Raw genomic sequence first — 15,964 nt, forward strand, 5'->3', positions numbered from 1 at the left:
TTATCCCGCCGATGCCTGCGCCGACCCCATGCTCGACAACATCAGCAACAGCGCCAGTACGCACGCTACCGCGCCGGCCAGGAACGCCGCGCCGTAACCGAAGTAGCCGATCAACACTCCCACCACCGGGCCGGTCAGGCCCGCTGCCAAGTCAATAAAAGCCATGAAGGTCGCCACCGCCAGTCCGCGCGAATGCGCCGGTACGCGCGCCATTGCCTGCACACCCATCGACGGGAACACCAGCGAAAAACCGATACCGGTCAGCAGCGTGCCAAGGCCCGCCATGACGGGATCATGCGACTGCCACAGCAGCAATTGCCCGGCCAGTTCGATCGCCACAGACACCGCGCCAACCTTGGCGCCGCCGATGCGATCCGGCAGGTGCGCGAAGAACAGGCGCACGCCGACATAGCCCACCGAGAAACCAAGAATCGCAATGCCCGCGCCCGACCAGTTGTTGGTGGCGTAGAGCAGCACCAGGAAACTGGTGATGATCGCAAACGGCATGGCGCTCAATGCCAGCGCCATGCCGAAGCGCCAGATCAGGCGCAGCACTTCCGACATGGCCACGCCGCCGCCCTTGCTGCCCAATGCAGGCAGACCGCGCAGCGTCGCTGCAATGGCCAGGCCGACCAGCGGCAACACCATGGTGGTCAGCGCCACGCCGGCAAAGCCGAAGCGCTGCTGGATCGCGATGCCGATCGGTGCGCCGAGTCCCAGCGCGGCGAACATGGCGATGCCCTGCCATGCCATCACCTTGCCGGTGCGCTGCATGCCGACGCGGCCGATGCCCCACGTCATTGTCCCGGTCAGGAACAGGCTTTCCGCCGGCCCCATGAGCAGGCGACCGATGAACAGCACCACCAGGCTGGTCCCGGCATCGGCAATCAGCGTCGACGCCAGGTATAGCAATCCGGCGACCGCCGCCATCGGCAAGCCGACCGCGACCGCGCGCTTGGGACCGTGGCGGTCACAGTACGAGCCGGAGAATTTGCGTGAAAAAATGGTCGAGAACGACTGGATCCCGACCACCCAGCCCACCGTCAAGGCGCTGAAACCGAGCACGCCGTTGACGTGCAGCGGCAAGGCCGGCAACGGAATGCCGATGCACAGGAAACTGGTGAAGACGATGGCGACCAGCGGCAGCAAACCGCTTGCCACGCTGTCGTTGGATGATTGTGTTGTTGTAGTCATGATTTTATCGATCCCGGATGGAAATGAGCGGACGCGCGCAGTCGTTGATCGACATGGCGATCAACGCAATGCTCAGCATGTCAGCGAGGAAATGCAATGCAGCCCTGGCTGCTGGGAAGTTCAATGTGGAGGTCACTGAGGACAGGGCAGGCCCATCCTGGGGAAGTAAGCGTATCGTCAATTTTTCACCTTGGCGTTATACACGTGCGTGCGACGGAATCGCTGCCTGAACCTTCAGGCATGCACGTGAATGACGCGTTGGTTGACGTGAACGCTTACGTAACGGAGCAGGAGGCCGGCAAGGAGGAAGCAAAGAAAAAACAACTTCAGCTTAACCCAGGACGTTCTGTTTCGTTATTTGCGGCCGATTATACAGAATAGTTTTTATTCTTGCCGAACCCTGGAAACTTGCGGGCTGCGACTGCACAAAGCAACAAGCCCGCACGCGGCGGGCTTGTACGTCGAGGCGGCCGTCTTCAGTCGACGTACTTCAAGCCCGCCGCCGCCAGCGACTCGCGCATCTTGTACATGTCGAGACCAAGTTCACCTGCAGCCAGGCGCGCACGTTTGTCGCTCTCATTGTTTTCGCGCGCCTCGGCGGCATCCGCCACCTGTTGCGCCACGGCCGCCGGCACCACCACCACACCGTCGGCGTCGGCAATCACGACGTCACCCGGATTGACCGCGGCGCCGGCACACACTACCGGGATATTGACCGAACCCAGGGTCGCCTTCACCGTGCCCTTGGCGCTGATCGCGCGCGAGAATACCGGGAAGTCCATGTCCGCCAGTTCCTTCACATCGCGCACACCGCCATCGATGATCAGTCCGCGCGCACCGCGTGAGCGAAACGAGGTCGCCAACAGGTCGCCAAAAAATCCGTCTTCGTTGTCGGTCGTGCAAGCAGCGACGACGACGTCGCCGGGCTGGATCTGCTCAGCGGCAACGTGCAGCATCCAGTTGTCGCCCGGTTGCAACAGCACGGTGACGGCGGTGCCGCACATCGCAGCGCCGGTGTAAGCCGGACGCATGCAGGTCTTCATCAATCCCAAGCGCCCCATGGCTTCATGGATGGTGGCGACGCCGAAGCGCGACAGTTTCTCGACCGCAGCCTTGTCGGCGCGGACGATGTTGCGTTTGACGATGCCGAGGTTGTTCATTGGGCCGGCCATGATTACAGTCCTTTCGATTTGAGATCCGCATCCAGTCGCGGGAACACGCGACGGGCATTGCCTTCGTACACCTTGTAGCGCGTCTCGGCGTTGAGGTGCGGGGTGTTCTCGATATAGCGCTTGGTGTCGTCGAAGTAGTGGCCGGTTTCGGGATCGATGCCGCGCACGGCGCCGATCATTTCACTGGCGAACAGGATGTTGTCGACCGGGATCACCTTGCTCAGCAGGTCGATGCCGGGCTGATGGTAGACGCAGGTATCGAAGAAAATATTGTTCAGCAAATGATCTTTGAGCAAGGGCTTCTTGAGCTCCTGTGCGAGACCGCGGAAGCGCCCCCAGTGATACGGCACCGCGCCGCCGCCATGCGGAATCAAAAAGCGCAGCGTCGGAAAATCGGTGAACAGATCCGAAGTCAGGCATTGCATGAACGCGGTCGTGTCGGCATTCAGGTAGTGCGCGCCGGTAGTGTGGAAACAGGCGTTGCAGCTGGTGCTGACGTGGATCATCGCGGGGATGTCGTGCTCCACCATCTTTTCATAGATCGGATACCAGTGACGGTCCGACAGCGGCGGCGAAGTCCAGTGGCCGCCCGAGGGATCGGGGTTCAGGTTGATGCCGACGAAGCCGTATTCCTTCACGCACTTTTCCAGTTCCGCCACCGAGGTGCGCGGATCGACACCGGGCGACTGCGGCAGCATCGCGGCGCCCGCATAGTGATCCGGAAACAGTTCCTTGATGCGGAAGCACAGCTCGTTGCAGATCGCCGACCAGGTCGCCGAGACGTTGAAGTCGCCGATATGGTGCGCCATGAAACTGGCGCGTGGGGAGAAGATCACCATGTCGATGCCGCGCTGCTTCATCAAGGTCAACTGGTTGCTTTCGATGGTCTCGCGCAGTTCGTCGTCGCTGATTTTCAGCTCGGAAACAGACGGCATCGACGCCGGATCCTTGATGCCGGCAATCTGCCGTTGACGCCATTGCTCCAGGGCCTTGGGGGCCGTGGTGTAGTGGCCGTGACAATCGATGATCATGAAACTCTCCTGTGTGCAAACACCGGACCCGCATTTTTCTGCGCAGCCCGGACAATACTAGAAACGATGGTTGATGCCGACCGTCATGGCCGTCTGGTGCGGTGCGCCTGCGGCGTTGAGGGTCGACACTACGGTCTTGCGGTACTTGTTGTAGTCGACTTCGGTGTACAGCTTGGTGCGCTTGGACAGGTAGTAATCCAGACCGATGATGGTCATGTCCTTGCGCATTGCCTTGTCGGTCGACACGGCGGTGCGATAGAAGCCGCCGGTCAGCTTGAGGTTGTTGCTGATGGAGTACGCCACACCGCCGAAGATGTTGCGCGTGACGGTGTCGAGCGCGGTGGTTTGCATGTTCAGCGTGTCCTTCATGTAACCGCCGGAAACCTTCCAGTCGCCGAATTTCCAGGCCGCGCCGACCAGGTAATAATCCTCGTCGCGATAGGTGGTTCCGACCAGCACGTTTCGGCGATTGAAGGAGCCGCCGAGCACCAGGTCGCCGACGTAGTACTGCAGGCCGAAGCCATGCGCCGAGCCGTTGGCGAAACTGCCGGCGTTTTCACCGAAGGAATTCTCCACCTCCAGCTTGAACGGACCGAACATGCCGGTGTATTTGACGTCGTTGCTGAAGCGCGTGCCGCTGGACGCCTGGGTCAGCGGAATCAGCGAGGTGTAGTTGAAGCCGTAGGGATCGTACTCGAGGATGAAGTCATGCGAGATGGTGTATTGGCGACCCAGATCGATGGCCCCGAAGCCGCCTTTCAACCCGACGAAGGATTGCCGGTTAAACAGCGTGTTGGTGGTGTTGTCGAAGCTGCCGGTGGCCAGGTTGAAACCGTTCTCGAGCAGGAAGTGCGCTTCCATGCCGCTACCGAGATCTTCGGTGCCGGCGATGTCGATCTTGTTGGAACTGTTCCAACCGTTCGAACCCATGAACAACTTGCTGCCGCCGGTGGCGTTGGCGTTGGTCTGGTAACGCACGCCGCCGTCCACCGTTCCGAAGATGGTGACGTTGGTCTGGGCTTGCGCATTGCTCATCATGCCCGCCAATGGCACGGAAACAGCGATGGCGGCGACGGTACAGGCAAATTTTTTCATGAGATCTCCCTCCCGGATGGATATGACATCCGGTGTAATGTTGATGATGTTGTGTGGTGCAGCGAAGTACAGCGAGGTTTGCAACGGCCGGGATCGTTGCATGCCGGCCGCCTGGTTTATCTGCTTGCGGCGACAGTCTTGTGAATGACGATGTCCGGTTCGACATAGCCGGCATCCAGCTCTGCCTTCATCCGGGGGCGATCCAACGCGTTTTCCCAACCTGCCACCACCACGGTGGCGACGGCGTTGCCGGTGATGTTGACGAACACGAAGGCCGACGACAGCAGGCGATGCACGCCGAGGATCAGGGCAATCGACGCCACCGGGATGGCATTGGTCGCAGCCAGTGTTGCAGCCAGTACGGCGATCGCCGATCCGGCCACGCCGGCCCCGCCCTTCGAGGTCACCAGCAGCACCGCCAGCAACGCGACCTGCTGCTCCCAGCCGAGCGCGGTGTTGGTGGCTTGCGCCAGGAACACGGCAACCGCGGCGAAGTACAGACAGGTGCCGTCATGGTTGAAGGAATAGCCACCCGGCAGCACCAGGCCGACCACCGACTTTTCGCAGCCCAGTTGTTCGAGCTTCTTGAGCAATTGCGGGAACACGCTTTCCGACGAGCTGGTGCCCAGCACCAGCAGCAGTTCGGCGCGGATGTAGCGCATCAGCTTGAACAGGTTGAAACCGCTGAAGTAGGTCACGGGGAACAGCACCAGCACGAAGAACAGGCCGCAGGTCAGGTAGAACTCCAGCACCAGCTTGCCCAGCGACACCAGCGAGCCGACACCGAACTTGCTGACGGTGAAGGCGATCGCGCCGAATGCGGCAATCGGTGAAATCTTCATGGCCAGGCCGATGATCCAGAACATGCCCGATGCAAAGCTGTCGATGACGTTCATCATCGGCTTGGCGCGCTCCCCCGCCGCCGCCATGCCGAAGCCGAACAGCACCGAGAAGAACAGGATCTGCAGCACGTCGCCGTTGGCGAAACCGGAAACCATGGTTTTCGGAATCAGGTTGAGCAGGAAAGTACTGGTCGACACGAACTGGTGCGCCTGCGTGATATAGGAATTGGCGGCATTGGTGTCGAGCGACTGCACGTCGATATTCATGCCAACGCCAGGCTGCAGGACGTTGATCGTGACCAGGCCGATCACCAGCGCCACCGAGGTGACCACTTCGAAATAGATCAGCGCCTTGATCGCAACGCGTCCCACCTTCTTCATGTCGCCGGCGTTGGCGATGCCACTCACCACGGAACAGAAAATGATCGGACCGACCACCATCTGGATCAGACGGATGAAGGCGTCGCCCAACGGCTGCATAGTCTTGCCGATGTCGGGCCAGTAGTGACCGACGACGACGCCGATGATGATGCCGAAAAACACCTGGAAGGATACGTCCTCGTAAAACCGGCGCTTTCGTTTTGGTCCCTGGACGGGTATGTCTTTCATGTCCACGGTTGTCCTCTCCTCAATGGGTAAATCAGTTTTCACTGTGTCGCTCTTGGGCGGCGACTTCAGGTTGCATTCTTAAAAAATTCGCTCAATGCGCTCAGTACGCTTCATCGCCGAGAAACTCGAGGCAATCGGCGAAGATCTCGTCGACGCCCAGCTTGCGCGGCAGCAATTGCTGTTCTTCACAACAGGCCAGGATCATTTCCAGCGGCCCGCGCAGCGCGTCGATGCCATCCGGCAAGCGCTTCAACAACGCGGTCGGGTCAGCCGGATTGGCTGCGGCGGCCTTGCCCTGCCTGAACAGTTTATACACCGACTTGACACTGTCCGGATGCGCCTCGGCCACGGCGCGATGCATCACTGCGACATGGTTGACCGGCACGAAACCGTGCTTGTCGTACCAGATTTTATCGGCCGCGGCGGGATCCGGAATCAGCGGAACGATGCCGTCGATGCTGGGCAGGTCGTTGCCGAAAATGGCGGCATCGATTTCGCCGTCCAGCAGCATCTGCAGCATTTCGTTGCCGGCCGGTGCACGTGTCACGAAGGATGGATCCTGGTATTCCAGCAAATGGCCGCCTTCGAAGGTAATCCACTCGATCTTCGTGGTGGGCACACCGTAGGTGCCTTCCAGGATCGCGCGCACCCACATGCCGGTGGTCTGGGTGTAGGCGCGCACGCCCACTTTTGCCCCGACGAGGTCGCCGACCGTCATCGGACGACGCCGTGCGTTGTATACGATGCAACCCTGCTGCAGGCGCGCCGCCAGCACGGTCGGCAAGATCACCAGCGGCTTGCCGTAGGCCTTGGCCTGCAGGTAAGTGGCGATGGCCATTTCGCTGACGTCATAGGCCTGGCTGCGTGCCATCGGCGCAAACGCGCGATGGATGGGCTCGATGTCGAGGCAGTCCAGGCGCACATCCGGCGCCGTGATCTCGCCGCTCATCAATTTGGCGGTGTGCGGATATTTCTTGATTGCCGTGGTCAGGTGCAATACGCCGTTGTCGATCTTCATGTTGCCGATCCCATTCTGGTCAGTTCCGGATAGATCGAGCGCGCGGTGTCGCCGAAGATCCAGGCCAGGTCTTGCGCCGACAGCATGGACAAGCCGGCCTTGGCCTCGGCCAGCAGCGATTCCAGCGAACCTTCCGCCGACGGGAAATTGGAACCCCAGGCGATGCGTTTGGCGCCGAACGCCTGCACCACACGCGGGAAGAAATCCTGCGGTGTCGAGGCGCCGCGACCGGCTTCGGTGATGGTGCGGTTGGTCAGTTTCAGATAGACGCCGGGGTGGGCCGCCAGTGCGAACAGCGAGTCCGCCGATGTGTACGGCGCGCCGCCGGCCAGGTCGGGACGGGCCAGGTGATCGAGCAGCACGCGGATCCTCGGGAACAGGCCGAGCATGCGTTGCAGTGCAGGAATACCGGCCGCCGTCATTTGCAGGCAGATCGAAATGTTGTTGGCCTGGGCATATTCCCACACCGGATACGAACGCTCGTCATCGAGCCACGACGCCTGGCCGGGCATGGTGGTGCCGGTCAGGAACAGGCGCAGGCCGCTCATGCCCTGCGCGATCCAGAATTTGAATTTGTCGAGTGCATCCGGCGCCAGCACGTCGATGGAGAACACGCCACAAAAACGATCCGGATGCGCCTTGACGGCGTCAACCACATAGCTGTTGTCGTTGCCGTACGCGGTCGACGCCTGCACCACCATCGCGTGGGCGATGCCGGCGGCGTCCATGGCCGCCAACAGGCTGCCGTAGTCGGCCGGCCGATGCGCCGACCAGTCCGACTGGCGGCCGCCAACCGGCGCCAGCGGATAGCGGTCATGGTCCGGTGAGATGGCGTGGGTGTGAGTATCGACGATGTCGTACATTGTTAAGCTCCGATATGCGTTTCACGTTGGTAGATCGAGAAAGTGAACGAAGTGTATTGAAATCGAGCGCACTTATCTAATTTTAAACAGGCAACAAGACATAAATTTAAGTTAAGCTTTATCATTAAAATTTAGCTCTTTGCAGAAGGTGAAAGTGACATGTCCGACGATACGGTGCGCTTGCGGCGATTGTTTTTCTTCGATGCGGTATGCCGTGAAGGCGGCATCGGCCACGCCGCCGAAGCGGTCGGTCTGACCCAACCCGCCGTCAGCCTGGCCATCAAGAAGCTGGAAGAAAGTTTCGGCGCGGTGTTGTTCGAGCGCGGCTACGGCGGCAGCGACCTGACGCTGGAAGGCACGCTGCTGCATCGGCGCGTGCGCCGCATGCTGGACCAGATCGAAGCCGCCGTAGCCGCCGTGCTGAGCGGCGCCAAGACGCGCAGCCACGATGCCGCCGCCGTCTGTCGCCACCTGACCGATGCGCAGATCCGCTGCCACATCGCCATCGCCCAGCTTGGCTCCGCCGTTGATGCCGCACGCAAACTCGGCATTTCACAACCGGCCGTGCATCGCGCCGCGCGCGAACTGGAGGAGACAGTGGGCGTGACGCTGTACCGGCGCCGCGTACACAGCGTCTCGGCCAACGCCGCCGGCACCGAGTTCGCGCGTCGGCTCAGTCTTGCGCTGCATGAAATCAGCCAGGCCGCAGTCGACCTGGCGTCCGCGCGCGGCGTCGCCGGCGGACAAGTGTCGGTGGGCGTGCTGCCCCTGCTGCCGCAGCGTCTGCTGGCGCGCACAATAGGCCGCTTGCAGGAAGAATATCCGGACGTCGCAGTGACGATCCGCGAGGGTGCGCATTCGCGCCTGATGAACGATCTGCGCTTCGGCGAGCTCGACATCATCGTCGGCGCGTTGCGCGAACCGCGACTGGAGGGCAGCGTGGTGGAATCCGAATTGTTCACCGATCCCTACGCAGTGGTGGTGCGGCGAGGACATGCCCTGGCCGGCAAGAAGACCATCACCCGCAAGGACCTGACCGCCTACGGCTGGGTGGTGCCGCAAAAGGACATGCCGCGCCGCACGGTAGTGGAGATGATGCTGGAGACGCTGCCGCAACGGCCGCGTGTGGTGGTGGAAACCAGCTCGCTGGCCATGATGATCGCCATGCTCGAAGAGAACGACTGCATCTCGCTGCTGTCACGTTCGCACATCCTGTACGGCAATTACCGCAACGACGTGGTGGCGCTGAACATCGCGCCGCCGCAGGCCGAGCGCACGGTCGGCTTCACTACCCGCGCCGACTGGCTGGCGACGCGCGTGCAGCAGGCTTTCATTGAACATCTGCGCGAACAGTCACGTATCGATCATTGAACCGGCGCCGTACACGGACGCGACAAAGCCCGCACGGAGCGGGCTTTGTCGGACGCCGGCAATGTTGCCGCCGGCGGTGCTTCTACAGCAGGTACTTCTACAGCTACAGGTACATTTACAGCTACAACCGTCTTCAACATCAATTGCAACTTCAACTTTCGACTGCAACTACAGCTTCAACTACAGGTACCTCTACTACAACAGCAACTACTCAGAGATTAAGCGGCGTTGCGTTCCAGGCGATGCACATTGTCGCCGTTGATTTCGATCTTGCGCGGCTTCAGCGCTTCGGGCACTTCACGCACCAGTTCGATGCTCAGCAGACCGTTTTCCATTTGCGCGCCGACCACCTTGATATGGTTGGCGAGCTGGAAGCGCTGTTCAAAATCACGCGCCGCGATGCCGCGGTGCAGGAAGTTGACGGCCTGGTCTTCCTTCTGTTTGCGACCGACGATTTTCAGTGTGTCGTTTTCGGCTTCGATGTCGATTTCAGCATTGCTGAAACCGGCCACGGCCATGGTAATCCGGTATTTGTCTTCGGCAACCAGCTCGATGTTGTAAGGCGGGTAGCTCGGTTGCGAATCCGCGCGCTGCGCGTTGTCGAACAGTTGAGCCAGGCGATCGAAGCCGATTGCGGAACGGTAGAGTGGGGAAAAATCGTGAGTACGCATAACAGTATCCTTGTAAGAAAAAAGCGATAAATGAGCGCGAACCTCCATTGAGCATTCGCTGGGCCGGCGAGAAGTTTGCTGCTTATTTACTGCCGTTCTCCGCTGCCTTGTTACCGATATACGTTCGGACTTTTTCTTTTCAAGAGATTTTTTTATAGTCTCGATTATTTTTTTAAATTGATTTTTTGGCCTTGATTTTTAATACCTTTTTTTCAACCCCGATGTTCAACGGCCGTCATTTTTCATCGCGGCAACAACCGTGCGCAACACGCCTTGCGCACGCGCATCGCGCACGCTGGTATGCAGCATCACCTGCGCCAGCGGCAATGACGGCAGCTTCATGCTCTTGCCGACGTCGATCGCGCCGGCCGGCTTGACGCGATACAACAACGCGGTCACCGCCAACCCTGCCGTCACCGCCGCCGCGACGGCATGCACGCCGCCGCCGACAAAGACTTCGACCCATGGAATACCGGCGTCTTCCAGACGTCGCACCGCCAGTTCGCGAATGCCGCAGCTGGGAGAAAACGTCGCCAACCGGAGCGGCTCACCGGCGCGCGGCTGCCATTGCGGCGCGGCGAACCAGCCCATGCGTTCTTCCTGAATCAGTTCGCCGTCGCTGCGCTCGCCATCGCGGCGCACGATGACGGCTTCCAGCTCACCGCGGTCATACATGGCGAGCAGATCGCGCGAGGCGCCGATGCGCACTTCGACCACCACCCCGGGATCGAAGGCATTGATCTGCGCCAGGATGGCCGGCAAACCGTCGCCGGCGATATGGTCGCTGATGCCCAGGCTCAAGCGCACCGTCGTCGTCTCCATGCGCCCCAGCGCCCTCTCGTGCGCCGTCAGCAGATTGCGTGCGGCGTCGAGAAAACCGAGTCCGTCGGCAGACAAACGCACCTGCCGCGGCGTGCGTTCCAGCAGGCGGCGACCAAGACGATCCTCGAGCCGTTTGAGCTTGAGGCTGATGGCGGACTGCGTGGTGTACAGCGCCTCGGCCGCACGCGTAAAACTTTGCATATCAGCAACTAAAACAAAGGCCTGGACGGCGTCGAGGTCAAGCGGGCGTTGGGTCGGTTCCATTTTTTGACTCATTGAGATTGCTTATGGATGGGCATCAGTCATTTCAAATGAATATCATTGAAATATACATAGATGCATTCTAAAAATGATACACCTGATCTAAGATGCATGCATCACCCACCGTCAACCATCATTTTCAAGGAGAACACCATGCCTTTTGCCCGAGTCTTCATCCGCCGCGGCGAGACCCGCGAATACCGTCAGGCCATCCTCGACAATCTCTACGAGGCCATGATCGAAACCTTCAACGTGCCGGAAGACGACAAGTTCATGGTGATTGATGAATACGATCCGGAGAACTTCGTCTTCAGCAAGACCTACATGAACATCGCCCGCAGCGACAAGTTCGTGATTATCCAGTTGACCGCGAACAACACGCGCACCATCGATCAGAAGAAAGCGCTGTACGCGCGCATTGTCGAGCGCCTGAACCTGCAACCCGGCATCCGGCCGGAAGACATCTTCATCAGCCTGGTCGAAGTGAACAAGGAGAACTGGTCGTTCGGCCACGGGCTTGCGCAGTATGCATCGTAGGCTTGCGTCCTGAGTCCGCGTTGCAATCTGCACTGCAACCCATGTGTCTGCCCCGGCCCGGGATAACTGATAGCTGATAGCATGGCAAGCCTGATCAACTTGCCTTGCCATCCTTTCCCACATGCCGACAACCAGCAGCAAGCCCAAGACTTCCCGCAGCATCCTGCGCCGCATTGCCATCGTGCTGGCGCTGGTCAGCGCCGGTTGCGCCGCCGCCAGCAAGTATTACGACCCTGAAAAACCCAATCGCACACCGTCCGGCTTCCGCAATACTTATCCGCAAGAACCGCGCGCGTCGCTGCTGAAATGGCAGTGGGAACGCCTCACCCAAGGCTTGCCGAAAGCGCCCGCGAACAATTACAACTTCCCCATGGCCACGCCCGAGATCGCCTGGCTGCAAGCCAACAAGAGCGTCACCAGCGTGACCTGGATCAGCCATGCGACGGCGCTCTTGCAGATCAGCGGCATGAACGTGATCACCGATCCGATCTTCTCCGAGCGCGCCTCGCCGTTCAGCTTCATCGGTCCCAAGCGCAAGGTGCCGCTCAACATCACGCCGGAGCAATTGCCGCATATCGACGTGGTGGTGATCTCGCATAACCATTACGATCACCTCGACCAGGCCAGCGTGGAAAAACTCAATGGCCAGGCCGGCGGGCCGCCGCTGTTCCTGGTGCCGCTGGGCGTGAAGGAATGGATGGCCGGCGTCGGCATCACCAACGTGCGCGAAATGGATTGGTGGGACAAGACCAGCACCGGCAAGCTCGAGATCAGCTTCGTGCCGGCGCAGCACTGGTCGGCGCGCAGCCTGACTGACCGCTCCGAGACGCTGTGGGGCGGCTGGGTGATCAAGACGGCCGAGGGCGCGCCGCATCCGTTCTCGCTGTTCTTTGCCGGCGATACCGGCTATTCAAAAGACTTCCAGGACATCGGCCGCAAGTTCGGCAGCTTCGACTTCGCGCTGATCCCCATCGGCGCCTACGCGCCGCGCTGGTTCATGCACGGCCAGCACGTCGATCCGGAACAGGCCGTGCAGATCCACAAGGACGTCCATGCGAAGCGCTCCATCGGGATTCATTGGGGGACCTTTGAACTGGCCGACGAACCGCTCGACGAACCGCCTCAACTGCTTGCCGAGGCGGTGAAGAACGCCGGGTTGCCGGCGCAGGAATTTACCGTGCTCAAACACGGTGAGACGATAAAACTAGATTGATTTGATCTGCGCATAAAAAAAATCGCAGGGAAATTTCTTTCCCTGCGATTCTTTGAACCAGCTTGTCGTTACCGCTGACGTACTAATCAACAATAAACAGCTTCGCACCCGTCGACGTTGACGACCGATGCGCTTCCGCATTGTCGGCCACCTGATAGCTCATGCCGGCCTTGAGCAGGAAAGTGCGACCGTCTTCCAGCTCGGTATGCAACTCCCCCTCCAGACACAGCAACACGTGGCCCTTCTTGCACCAGTGGTCGGCCAGGTAACCCGGCGTGTACTCGACCATGCGCACGCGAATCGGACCGAACTGGCGCGTGCGCCAGGTGGCCATACCAGTGTCGCCCTTGTGTTCGGTACGCTCGACGGTGCTCCAGTCGGTGGTGCCGAACGGCAGGTTGCCGATTTCCATTACAGCTTGGCGGCGATCAGTTTGCCGAGGCGCTCGATGCCGGCGCGGATTTTTTCCGGAGGCACGGTGACGAAGCTCAGACGCAGCGTGTTCTGTTGCGGTTCGTTGGCGTAGAACGGCGCGCCCGGCACGAAGGCGACGTGCTGTTCGACCGCTTCCTTGAGCAAGGCGCCGCTGTCGATGTGCGCCGGCAGCGTCACCCAGATGAACATGCCGCCTTCCGGTTTGGTCCAGCTGGTGCCGGCCGGGAAGTAAGTCTGCAGCGCGTCGAGCATGGCCTGGCATTGATCCGCGTACAGCTTGCGGATGGTCGGGATATGCGTTTGCAGGAAGCCGTCCTTGACCGCTTCGTACACCACCATCTGGGTCAGTTGCGCAGTGTGCAGGTCGGCCGCTTGCTTGGCCTGTTCCATCTTCAGGATCAGCGGTGTCGGCGCAACCACGTAGCCGAGGCGGATGCCCGGCGTCAGCACTTTCGAGAACGAACCCATGTAGATCACGCCGGCCGGATTCATGTTGATCATCTTCGGCAGCGGATCGTTGCGATAGCTCAGCGCGCCGTACGGATCATCTTCGATCAGCGGCAGGCCCAGGCGTGCGCAAGCTTCCACCAGCGCGAAGCGGCGCTCCAGCGGCAGCGTGCGGCCGGTCGGGTTCTGGAAGTTCGGCAATGAGTACAGCAGGCGTGCACCCTTGCCCAGTTGTTCGACGGCCTCGGGGATCAGGCCCTGCTCATCGCTCGGCACAGAAATGAAGTTCGGACCGTAGATCGAGAACGCCTGCAGCGCGCCCAGATAGCTTGGCGTTTCCACCATCACGTTGCTGCCTTCGTCGATCAGCACTTTGCCCAGCAGGTCCAGGCCTTGTTGCGAGCCGGACACCATCAGCACTTGTTCCGGCAGGATGCGGGCGCCGTCGGTGGACAGCGAATCGGCCACCCATTCACGCAGCGGGCCGTAGCCGTCGGTCGGACCGTATTGCAGCGCGATCTTGCCCTGGTTCGTCAGGACGGTGTCGAATGCTGCTTTCATGCGCTCGACCGGGAAGGTCGCCGGCGACGGCAGGCCGCCTGCGAACGAGGTGATTTCCGGACGCATGGTGATCTTCAGGATTTCGCGGATGGCCGAGCTTTGCAGCTGCTGCGAGCGTTTGGAGAAATTCCACTGAAGCGGATTGGGGTTTTCGATTTTCATGATGCCTGCCAAAAATAGGGTCGTGTAATAGAGTCGTAGAATCGGTTACACGTATTGGATACAGCCGGGACCGATCATCCGCCGGTTCGGCAACAAAGTGGTTTGGTTGGTTGACTTAGGCGATCTCGGCGATCAGTTCGATCTCGACGCAAGCGCCCATCGGGATCTGCGCCACGCCGAAAGCCGAACGCGCATGCTTGCCCTGCTCGCCGAACAATTCGCCGATCAGTTCAGAGGCGCCGTTGGTCACCAGATGTTGTTCCGTGAAATCGCCGGTCGAGTTGACCAGGCTCATCAGCTTGACGATGCGCTTGACCCGTGTGAGGTCGCCGCCGCAAGCCGCTTGCAATGTCGCCAGCAAATCAATCGCCACCGCGCGGGCTGCCAGCTTGCCCTGTTCCGTCGTCGTGTCCTTGCCGAGCTGACCAACCCATACCTTGCCGTCCTTCTTGGCCAGGTGGCCGGACAGGAATACGGTATTGCCGGTTTGCGCATACATGACGTAGGCGGCGGCCGGTGCGGCCACGGCTGGCAATTCGATATTCAGGGCTTTGAGTTTTTCGTAGACGGACATGCGGTGCTCCTGTTTGCTGTGGCCGGCTCGCCGTCGTCAATGTATTGACGCCCGGCAAGGCAGCACGTTTCGAAATGAAAACAAAATGTAGTCCGCCATTATCGCAAATATCGCAGAGTTGTGACGGAGAACATCGTGAAAAGCGTTGCCCCGATTGAATTAGCGCCGATTCAACTGAGGCTCCATGACGGGTGCGCGCCTGATCGCCATGCGCCGCCCAATTGCCACAACGGCAATAACCGCGGTAGCGAACAACAAGTGACTCGCATCCAGGGTTTCGCCGACGATCACCGCTGCGCCTACCAGCGTCATGAACGGCTGCAGCAGTTGCACCTGGCCGACTCGCGCAATGCCGCCCAGCGCCAGCCCCTTGTACCAGAAGAAAAATCCGATGAACATCGAGAAAAACGACACGTAGGCAAACGACATCCACGCCTGCGGAGAAGCCTGCACGCCGTAGTGCATGCCGAGCCAGATCGTGACCGGCAGCAACACCGGCATCGACAGCACCAGCGCCCAGCAGATCACCTCCTGGCCACCCATGCTCTGCGACAGGCGACCGCCTTCGGCATAGCCCATCGCCGCCGCCACCACCGCCGCGAACAACGCGAAGTCGGCGGTGTGGAAACTGCCGCCGCCCTGGCGCAACGCAAAAGCGATCACGATAAAACTGCCGATCAGCGCCGCAATCCAGAATCCGGTCGAGGGACGCTCGCCGAAACGCAGCGCGCCGAACAAGGCCGTTGCCAGCGGCAACAAGCCCACCACGATCGCACCGTGCGAGGCGGGTACGTAGTGCATGGCGATCGAGGAGAACAAGGGAAATCCGATCACCACGCCCAGCGCGGTGATCAGTAAACCGCGCACTTGCAGCCGGGTCGGGAGCTTCGCCTTCAGATGCCACAGCATGACAATCGCGCACACCGCCGCCACCACCGCGCGGCCGAATGCGACGAAAGCCGGATTCAGTTCAGCCACGGCGACGCGGGTAAACGGCAACGTCAGGCTGAATATCGCCACACCGACAAAACCCAGCCACATCCCTTTTGATTCGTTGTTCATCAGTTTCCTTTTATATTTGTTTTT

17 protein-coding genes are annotated in these 15,964 nt (G+C 60.4%); 4 read left to right on the plus strand and 13 right to left on the minus strand.

Features of this window, described 5'->3' with window-relative positions; genetic code table 11:
* On the minus strand, positions 1-1,194 hold the full coding sequence (locus E4P32_RS13770; RefSeq protein ID WP_116435234.1) for an MFS transporter: 1,194 nt from the start codon (positions 1,192-1,194) through the stop codon (positions 1-3).
* 96 nt (positions 1,195-1,290) lie between these two features.
* Between E4P32_RS13770 and E4P32_RS13775 the strand changes: the two genes are divergently transcribed.
* Positions 1,291-1,575: a hypothetical protein gene (locus tag E4P32_RS13775; RefSeq protein WP_116435233.1), complete on the plus strand. Its 285-nt coding sequence runs from the start codon at positions 1,291-1,293 to the stop codon at positions 1,573-1,575.
* Between the two features lie 95 nt (positions 1,576-1,670).
* On the opposite strand, the gene ligK is transcribed toward E4P32_RS13775, so the two are convergent.
* From ligK to E4P32_RS13805, 6 genes are all read right to left on the minus strand, one after another.
* On the minus strand, positions 1,671-2,366 hold the full coding sequence (gene ligK / locus E4P32_RS13780) for a 4-carboxy-4-hydroxy-2-oxoadipate aldolase/oxaloacetate decarboxylase (protein ID WP_280649907.1): 696 nt from the start codon (positions 2,364-2,366) through the stop codon (positions 1,671-1,673).
* Positions 2,367-2,368: 2 nt separating this feature from the next.
* Positions 2,369-3,397: an amidohydrolase family protein gene (locus E4P32_RS13785; protein WP_116435232.1), complete on the minus strand. Its 1,029-nt coding sequence runs from the start codon at positions 3,395-3,397 to the stop codon at positions 2,369-2,371.
* 57 nt (positions 3,398-3,454) lie between these two features.
* Positions 3,455-4,492 carry a porin gene (locus E4P32_RS13790; protein WP_116435231.1) on the minus strand — a complete coding sequence of 346 codons (1,038 nt, stop codon included), beginning with the start codon at positions 4,490-4,492 and terminating at the stop codon, positions 3,455-3,457.
* Between the two features lie 116 nt (positions 4,493-4,608).
* Positions 4,609-5,943, minus strand: a complete 1,335-nt coding sequence (dctA, locus tag E4P32_RS13795) for a C4-dicarboxylate transporter DctA (protein ID WP_167747549.1) — start codon at positions 5,941-5,943, stop codon at positions 4,609-4,611.
* 100 nt (positions 5,944-6,043) lie between these two features.
* A complete protein-coding gene (locus tag E4P32_RS13800) occupies positions 6,044-6,961 on the minus strand; it encodes a hypothetical protein (protein WP_116435229.1) in 918 nt (305 codons plus the stop codon).
* Positions 6,958-7,824: an amidohydrolase family protein gene (locus E4P32_RS13805; RefSeq protein ID WP_116435228.1), complete on the minus strand. Its 867-nt coding sequence runs from the start codon at positions 7,822-7,824 to the stop codon at positions 6,958-6,960. The genes E4P32_RS13800 and E4P32_RS13805 overlap by 4 nt, the downstream gene beginning before the upstream one ends.
* A gap of 159 nt (positions 7,825-7,983) precedes the next feature.
* Here E4P32_RS13805 and E4P32_RS13810 point away from each other — a divergent pair, with 159 nt between their 5' ends.
* On the plus strand, positions 7,984-9,195 hold the full coding sequence (locus tag E4P32_RS13810) for a LysR substrate-binding domain-containing protein (protein ID WP_116435227.1): 1,212 nt from the start codon (positions 7,984-7,986) through the stop codon (positions 9,193-9,195).
* 218 nt (positions 9,196-9,413) lie between these two features.
* On the opposite strand, the gene E4P32_RS13815 is transcribed toward E4P32_RS13810, so the two are convergent.
* Together E4P32_RS13815 and E4P32_RS13820 are read right to left on the minus strand one after the other, a co-directional pair.
* Positions 9,414-9,866: an Hsp20 family protein gene (locus E4P32_RS13815; RefSeq protein ID WP_116435226.1), complete on the minus strand. Its 453-nt coding sequence runs from the start codon at positions 9,864-9,866 to the stop codon at positions 9,414-9,416.
* 225 nt (positions 9,867-10,091) lie between these two features.
* Positions 10,092-10,964 carry a LysR family transcriptional regulator gene (locus tag E4P32_RS13820; RefSeq protein ID WP_245192557.1) on the minus strand — a complete coding sequence of 291 codons (873 nt, stop codon included), beginning with the start codon at positions 10,962-10,964 and terminating at the stop codon, positions 10,092-10,094.
* A gap of 138 nt (positions 10,965-11,102) precedes the next feature.
* Between E4P32_RS13820 and E4P32_RS13825 the strand changes: the two genes are divergently transcribed.
* Both E4P32_RS13825 and E4P32_RS13830 read left to right on the plus strand, forming a co-directional pair.
* A complete protein-coding gene (locus E4P32_RS13825) occupies positions 11,103-11,486 on the plus strand; it encodes a tautomerase family protein (RefSeq protein ID WP_116435224.1) in 384 nt (127 codons plus the stop codon).
* 121 nt (positions 11,487-11,607) lie between these two features.
* Positions 11,608-12,699, plus strand: coding sequence for an MBL fold metallo-hydrolase (locus E4P32_RS13830; RefSeq protein WP_116435223.1), 1,092 nt, complete (start codon positions 11,608-11,610; stop codon positions 12,697-12,699).
* A gap of 82 nt (positions 12,700-12,781) precedes the next feature.
* Here E4P32_RS13830 and E4P32_RS13835 read toward each other — a convergent pair whose 3' ends face one another.
* The 4 genes from E4P32_RS13835 to E4P32_RS13850 all read right to left on the minus strand — a co-directional run bounded on the left by E4P32_RS13835 (position 12,782) and on the right by E4P32_RS13850 (position 15,940).
* A complete protein-coding gene (locus tag E4P32_RS13835; protein ID WP_116435222.1) occupies positions 12,782-13,111 on the minus strand; it encodes a DHCW motif cupin fold protein in 330 nt (109 codons plus the stop codon).
* Positions 13,111-14,304, minus strand: coding sequence for a PLP-dependent aminotransferase family protein (locus E4P32_RS13840; RefSeq protein WP_116435221.1), 1,194 nt, complete (start codon positions 14,302-14,304; stop codon positions 13,111-13,113). The genes E4P32_RS13835 and E4P32_RS13840 overlap by 1 nt, the downstream gene beginning before the upstream one ends.
* 115 nt (positions 14,305-14,419) lie before the next feature.
* Positions 14,420-14,878: a RidA family protein gene (locus tag E4P32_RS13845; protein WP_053201751.1), complete on the minus strand. Its 459-nt coding sequence runs from the start codon at positions 14,876-14,878 to the stop codon at positions 14,420-14,422.
* 159 nt (positions 14,879-15,037) lie between these two features.
* A complete protein-coding gene (locus E4P32_RS13850) occupies positions 15,038-15,940 on the minus strand; it encodes a DMT family transporter (RefSeq protein ID WP_116435220.1) in 903 nt (300 codons plus the stop codon).
* Between the last annotated feature and the right edge of the window lie 24 nt (positions 15,941-15,964).

The organism is Herbaspirillum sp. 3R11, assembly GCF_004563925.1.
Taxonomy (GTDB): Bacteria; Pseudomonadota; Gammaproteobacteria; order Burkholderiales; family Burkholderiaceae_D; genus Herbaspirillum.

What these genes read in the sequence shown, in the direction of transcription:
- E4P32_RS13770 (WP_116435234.1), bottom strand. Translation starts at nt 1,194, where the DNA reads ATGACTACAACAACACAATCATCCAACGACAGCGTGGCAAGCGGTTTG.
- E4P32_RS13775 (WP_116435233.1), top strand. Translation starts at nt 1,291, where the DNA reads ATGCAGCCCTGGCTGCTGGGAAGTTCAATGTGGAGGTCACTGAGGACA.
- ligK (WP_280649907.1), bottom strand. Translation starts at nt 2,366, where the DNA reads ATGGCCGGCCCAATGAACAACCTCGGCATCGTCAAACGCAACATCGTC.
- E4P32_RS13785 (WP_116435232.1), bottom strand. Translation starts at nt 3,397, where the DNA reads ATGATCATCGATTGTCACGGCCACTACACCACGGCCCCCAAGGCCCTG.
- E4P32_RS13790 (WP_116435231.1), bottom strand. Translation starts at nt 4,492, where the DNA reads ATGAAAAAATTTGCCTGTACCGTCGCCGCCATCGCTGTTTCCGTGCCA.
- dctA (WP_167747549.1), bottom strand. Translation starts at nt 5,943, where the DNA reads ATGAAAGACATACCCGTCCAGGGACCAAAACGAAAGCGCCGGTTTTAC.
- E4P32_RS13800 (WP_116435229.1), bottom strand. Translation starts at nt 6,961, where the DNA reads ATGAAGATCGACAACGGCGTATTGCACCTGACCACGGCAATCAAGAAA.
- E4P32_RS13805 (WP_116435228.1), bottom strand. Translation starts at nt 7,824, where the DNA reads ATGTACGACATCGTCGATACTCACACCCACGCCATCTCACCGGACCAT.
- E4P32_RS13810 (WP_116435227.1), top strand. Translation starts at nt 7,984, where the DNA reads ATGTCCGACGATACGGTGCGCTTGCGGCGATTGTTTTTCTTCGATGCG.
- E4P32_RS13815 (WP_116435226.1), bottom strand. Translation starts at nt 9,866, where the DNA reads ATGCGTACTCACGATTTTTCCCCACTCTACCGTTCCGCAATCGGCTTC.
- E4P32_RS13820 (WP_245192557.1), bottom strand. Translation starts at nt 10,964, where the DNA reads ATGAGTCAAAAAATGGAACCGACCCAACGCCCGCTTGACCTCGACGCC.
- E4P32_RS13825 (WP_116435224.1), top strand. Translation starts at nt 11,103, where the DNA reads ATGCCTTTTGCCCGAGTCTTCATCCGCCGCGGCGAGACCCGCGAATAC.
- E4P32_RS13830 (WP_116435223.1), top strand. Translation starts at nt 11,608, where the DNA reads ATGCCGACAACCAGCAGCAAGCCCAAGACTTCCCGCAGCATCCTGCGC.
- E4P32_RS13835 (WP_116435222.1), bottom strand. Translation starts at nt 13,111, where the DNA reads ATGGAAATCGGCAACCTGCCGTTCGGCACCACCGACTGGAGCACCGTC.
- E4P32_RS13840 (WP_116435221.1), bottom strand. Translation starts at nt 14,304, where the DNA reads ATGAAAATCGAAAACCCCAATCCGCTTCAGTGGAATTTCTCCAAACGC.
- E4P32_RS13845 (WP_053201751.1), bottom strand. Translation starts at nt 14,878, where the DNA reads ATGTCCGTCTACGAAAAACTCAAAGCCCTGAATATCGAATTGCCAGCC.
- E4P32_RS13850 (WP_116435220.1), bottom strand. Translation starts at nt 15,940, where the DNA reads ATGAACAACGAATCAAAAGGGATGTGGCTGGGTTTTGTCGGTGTGGCG.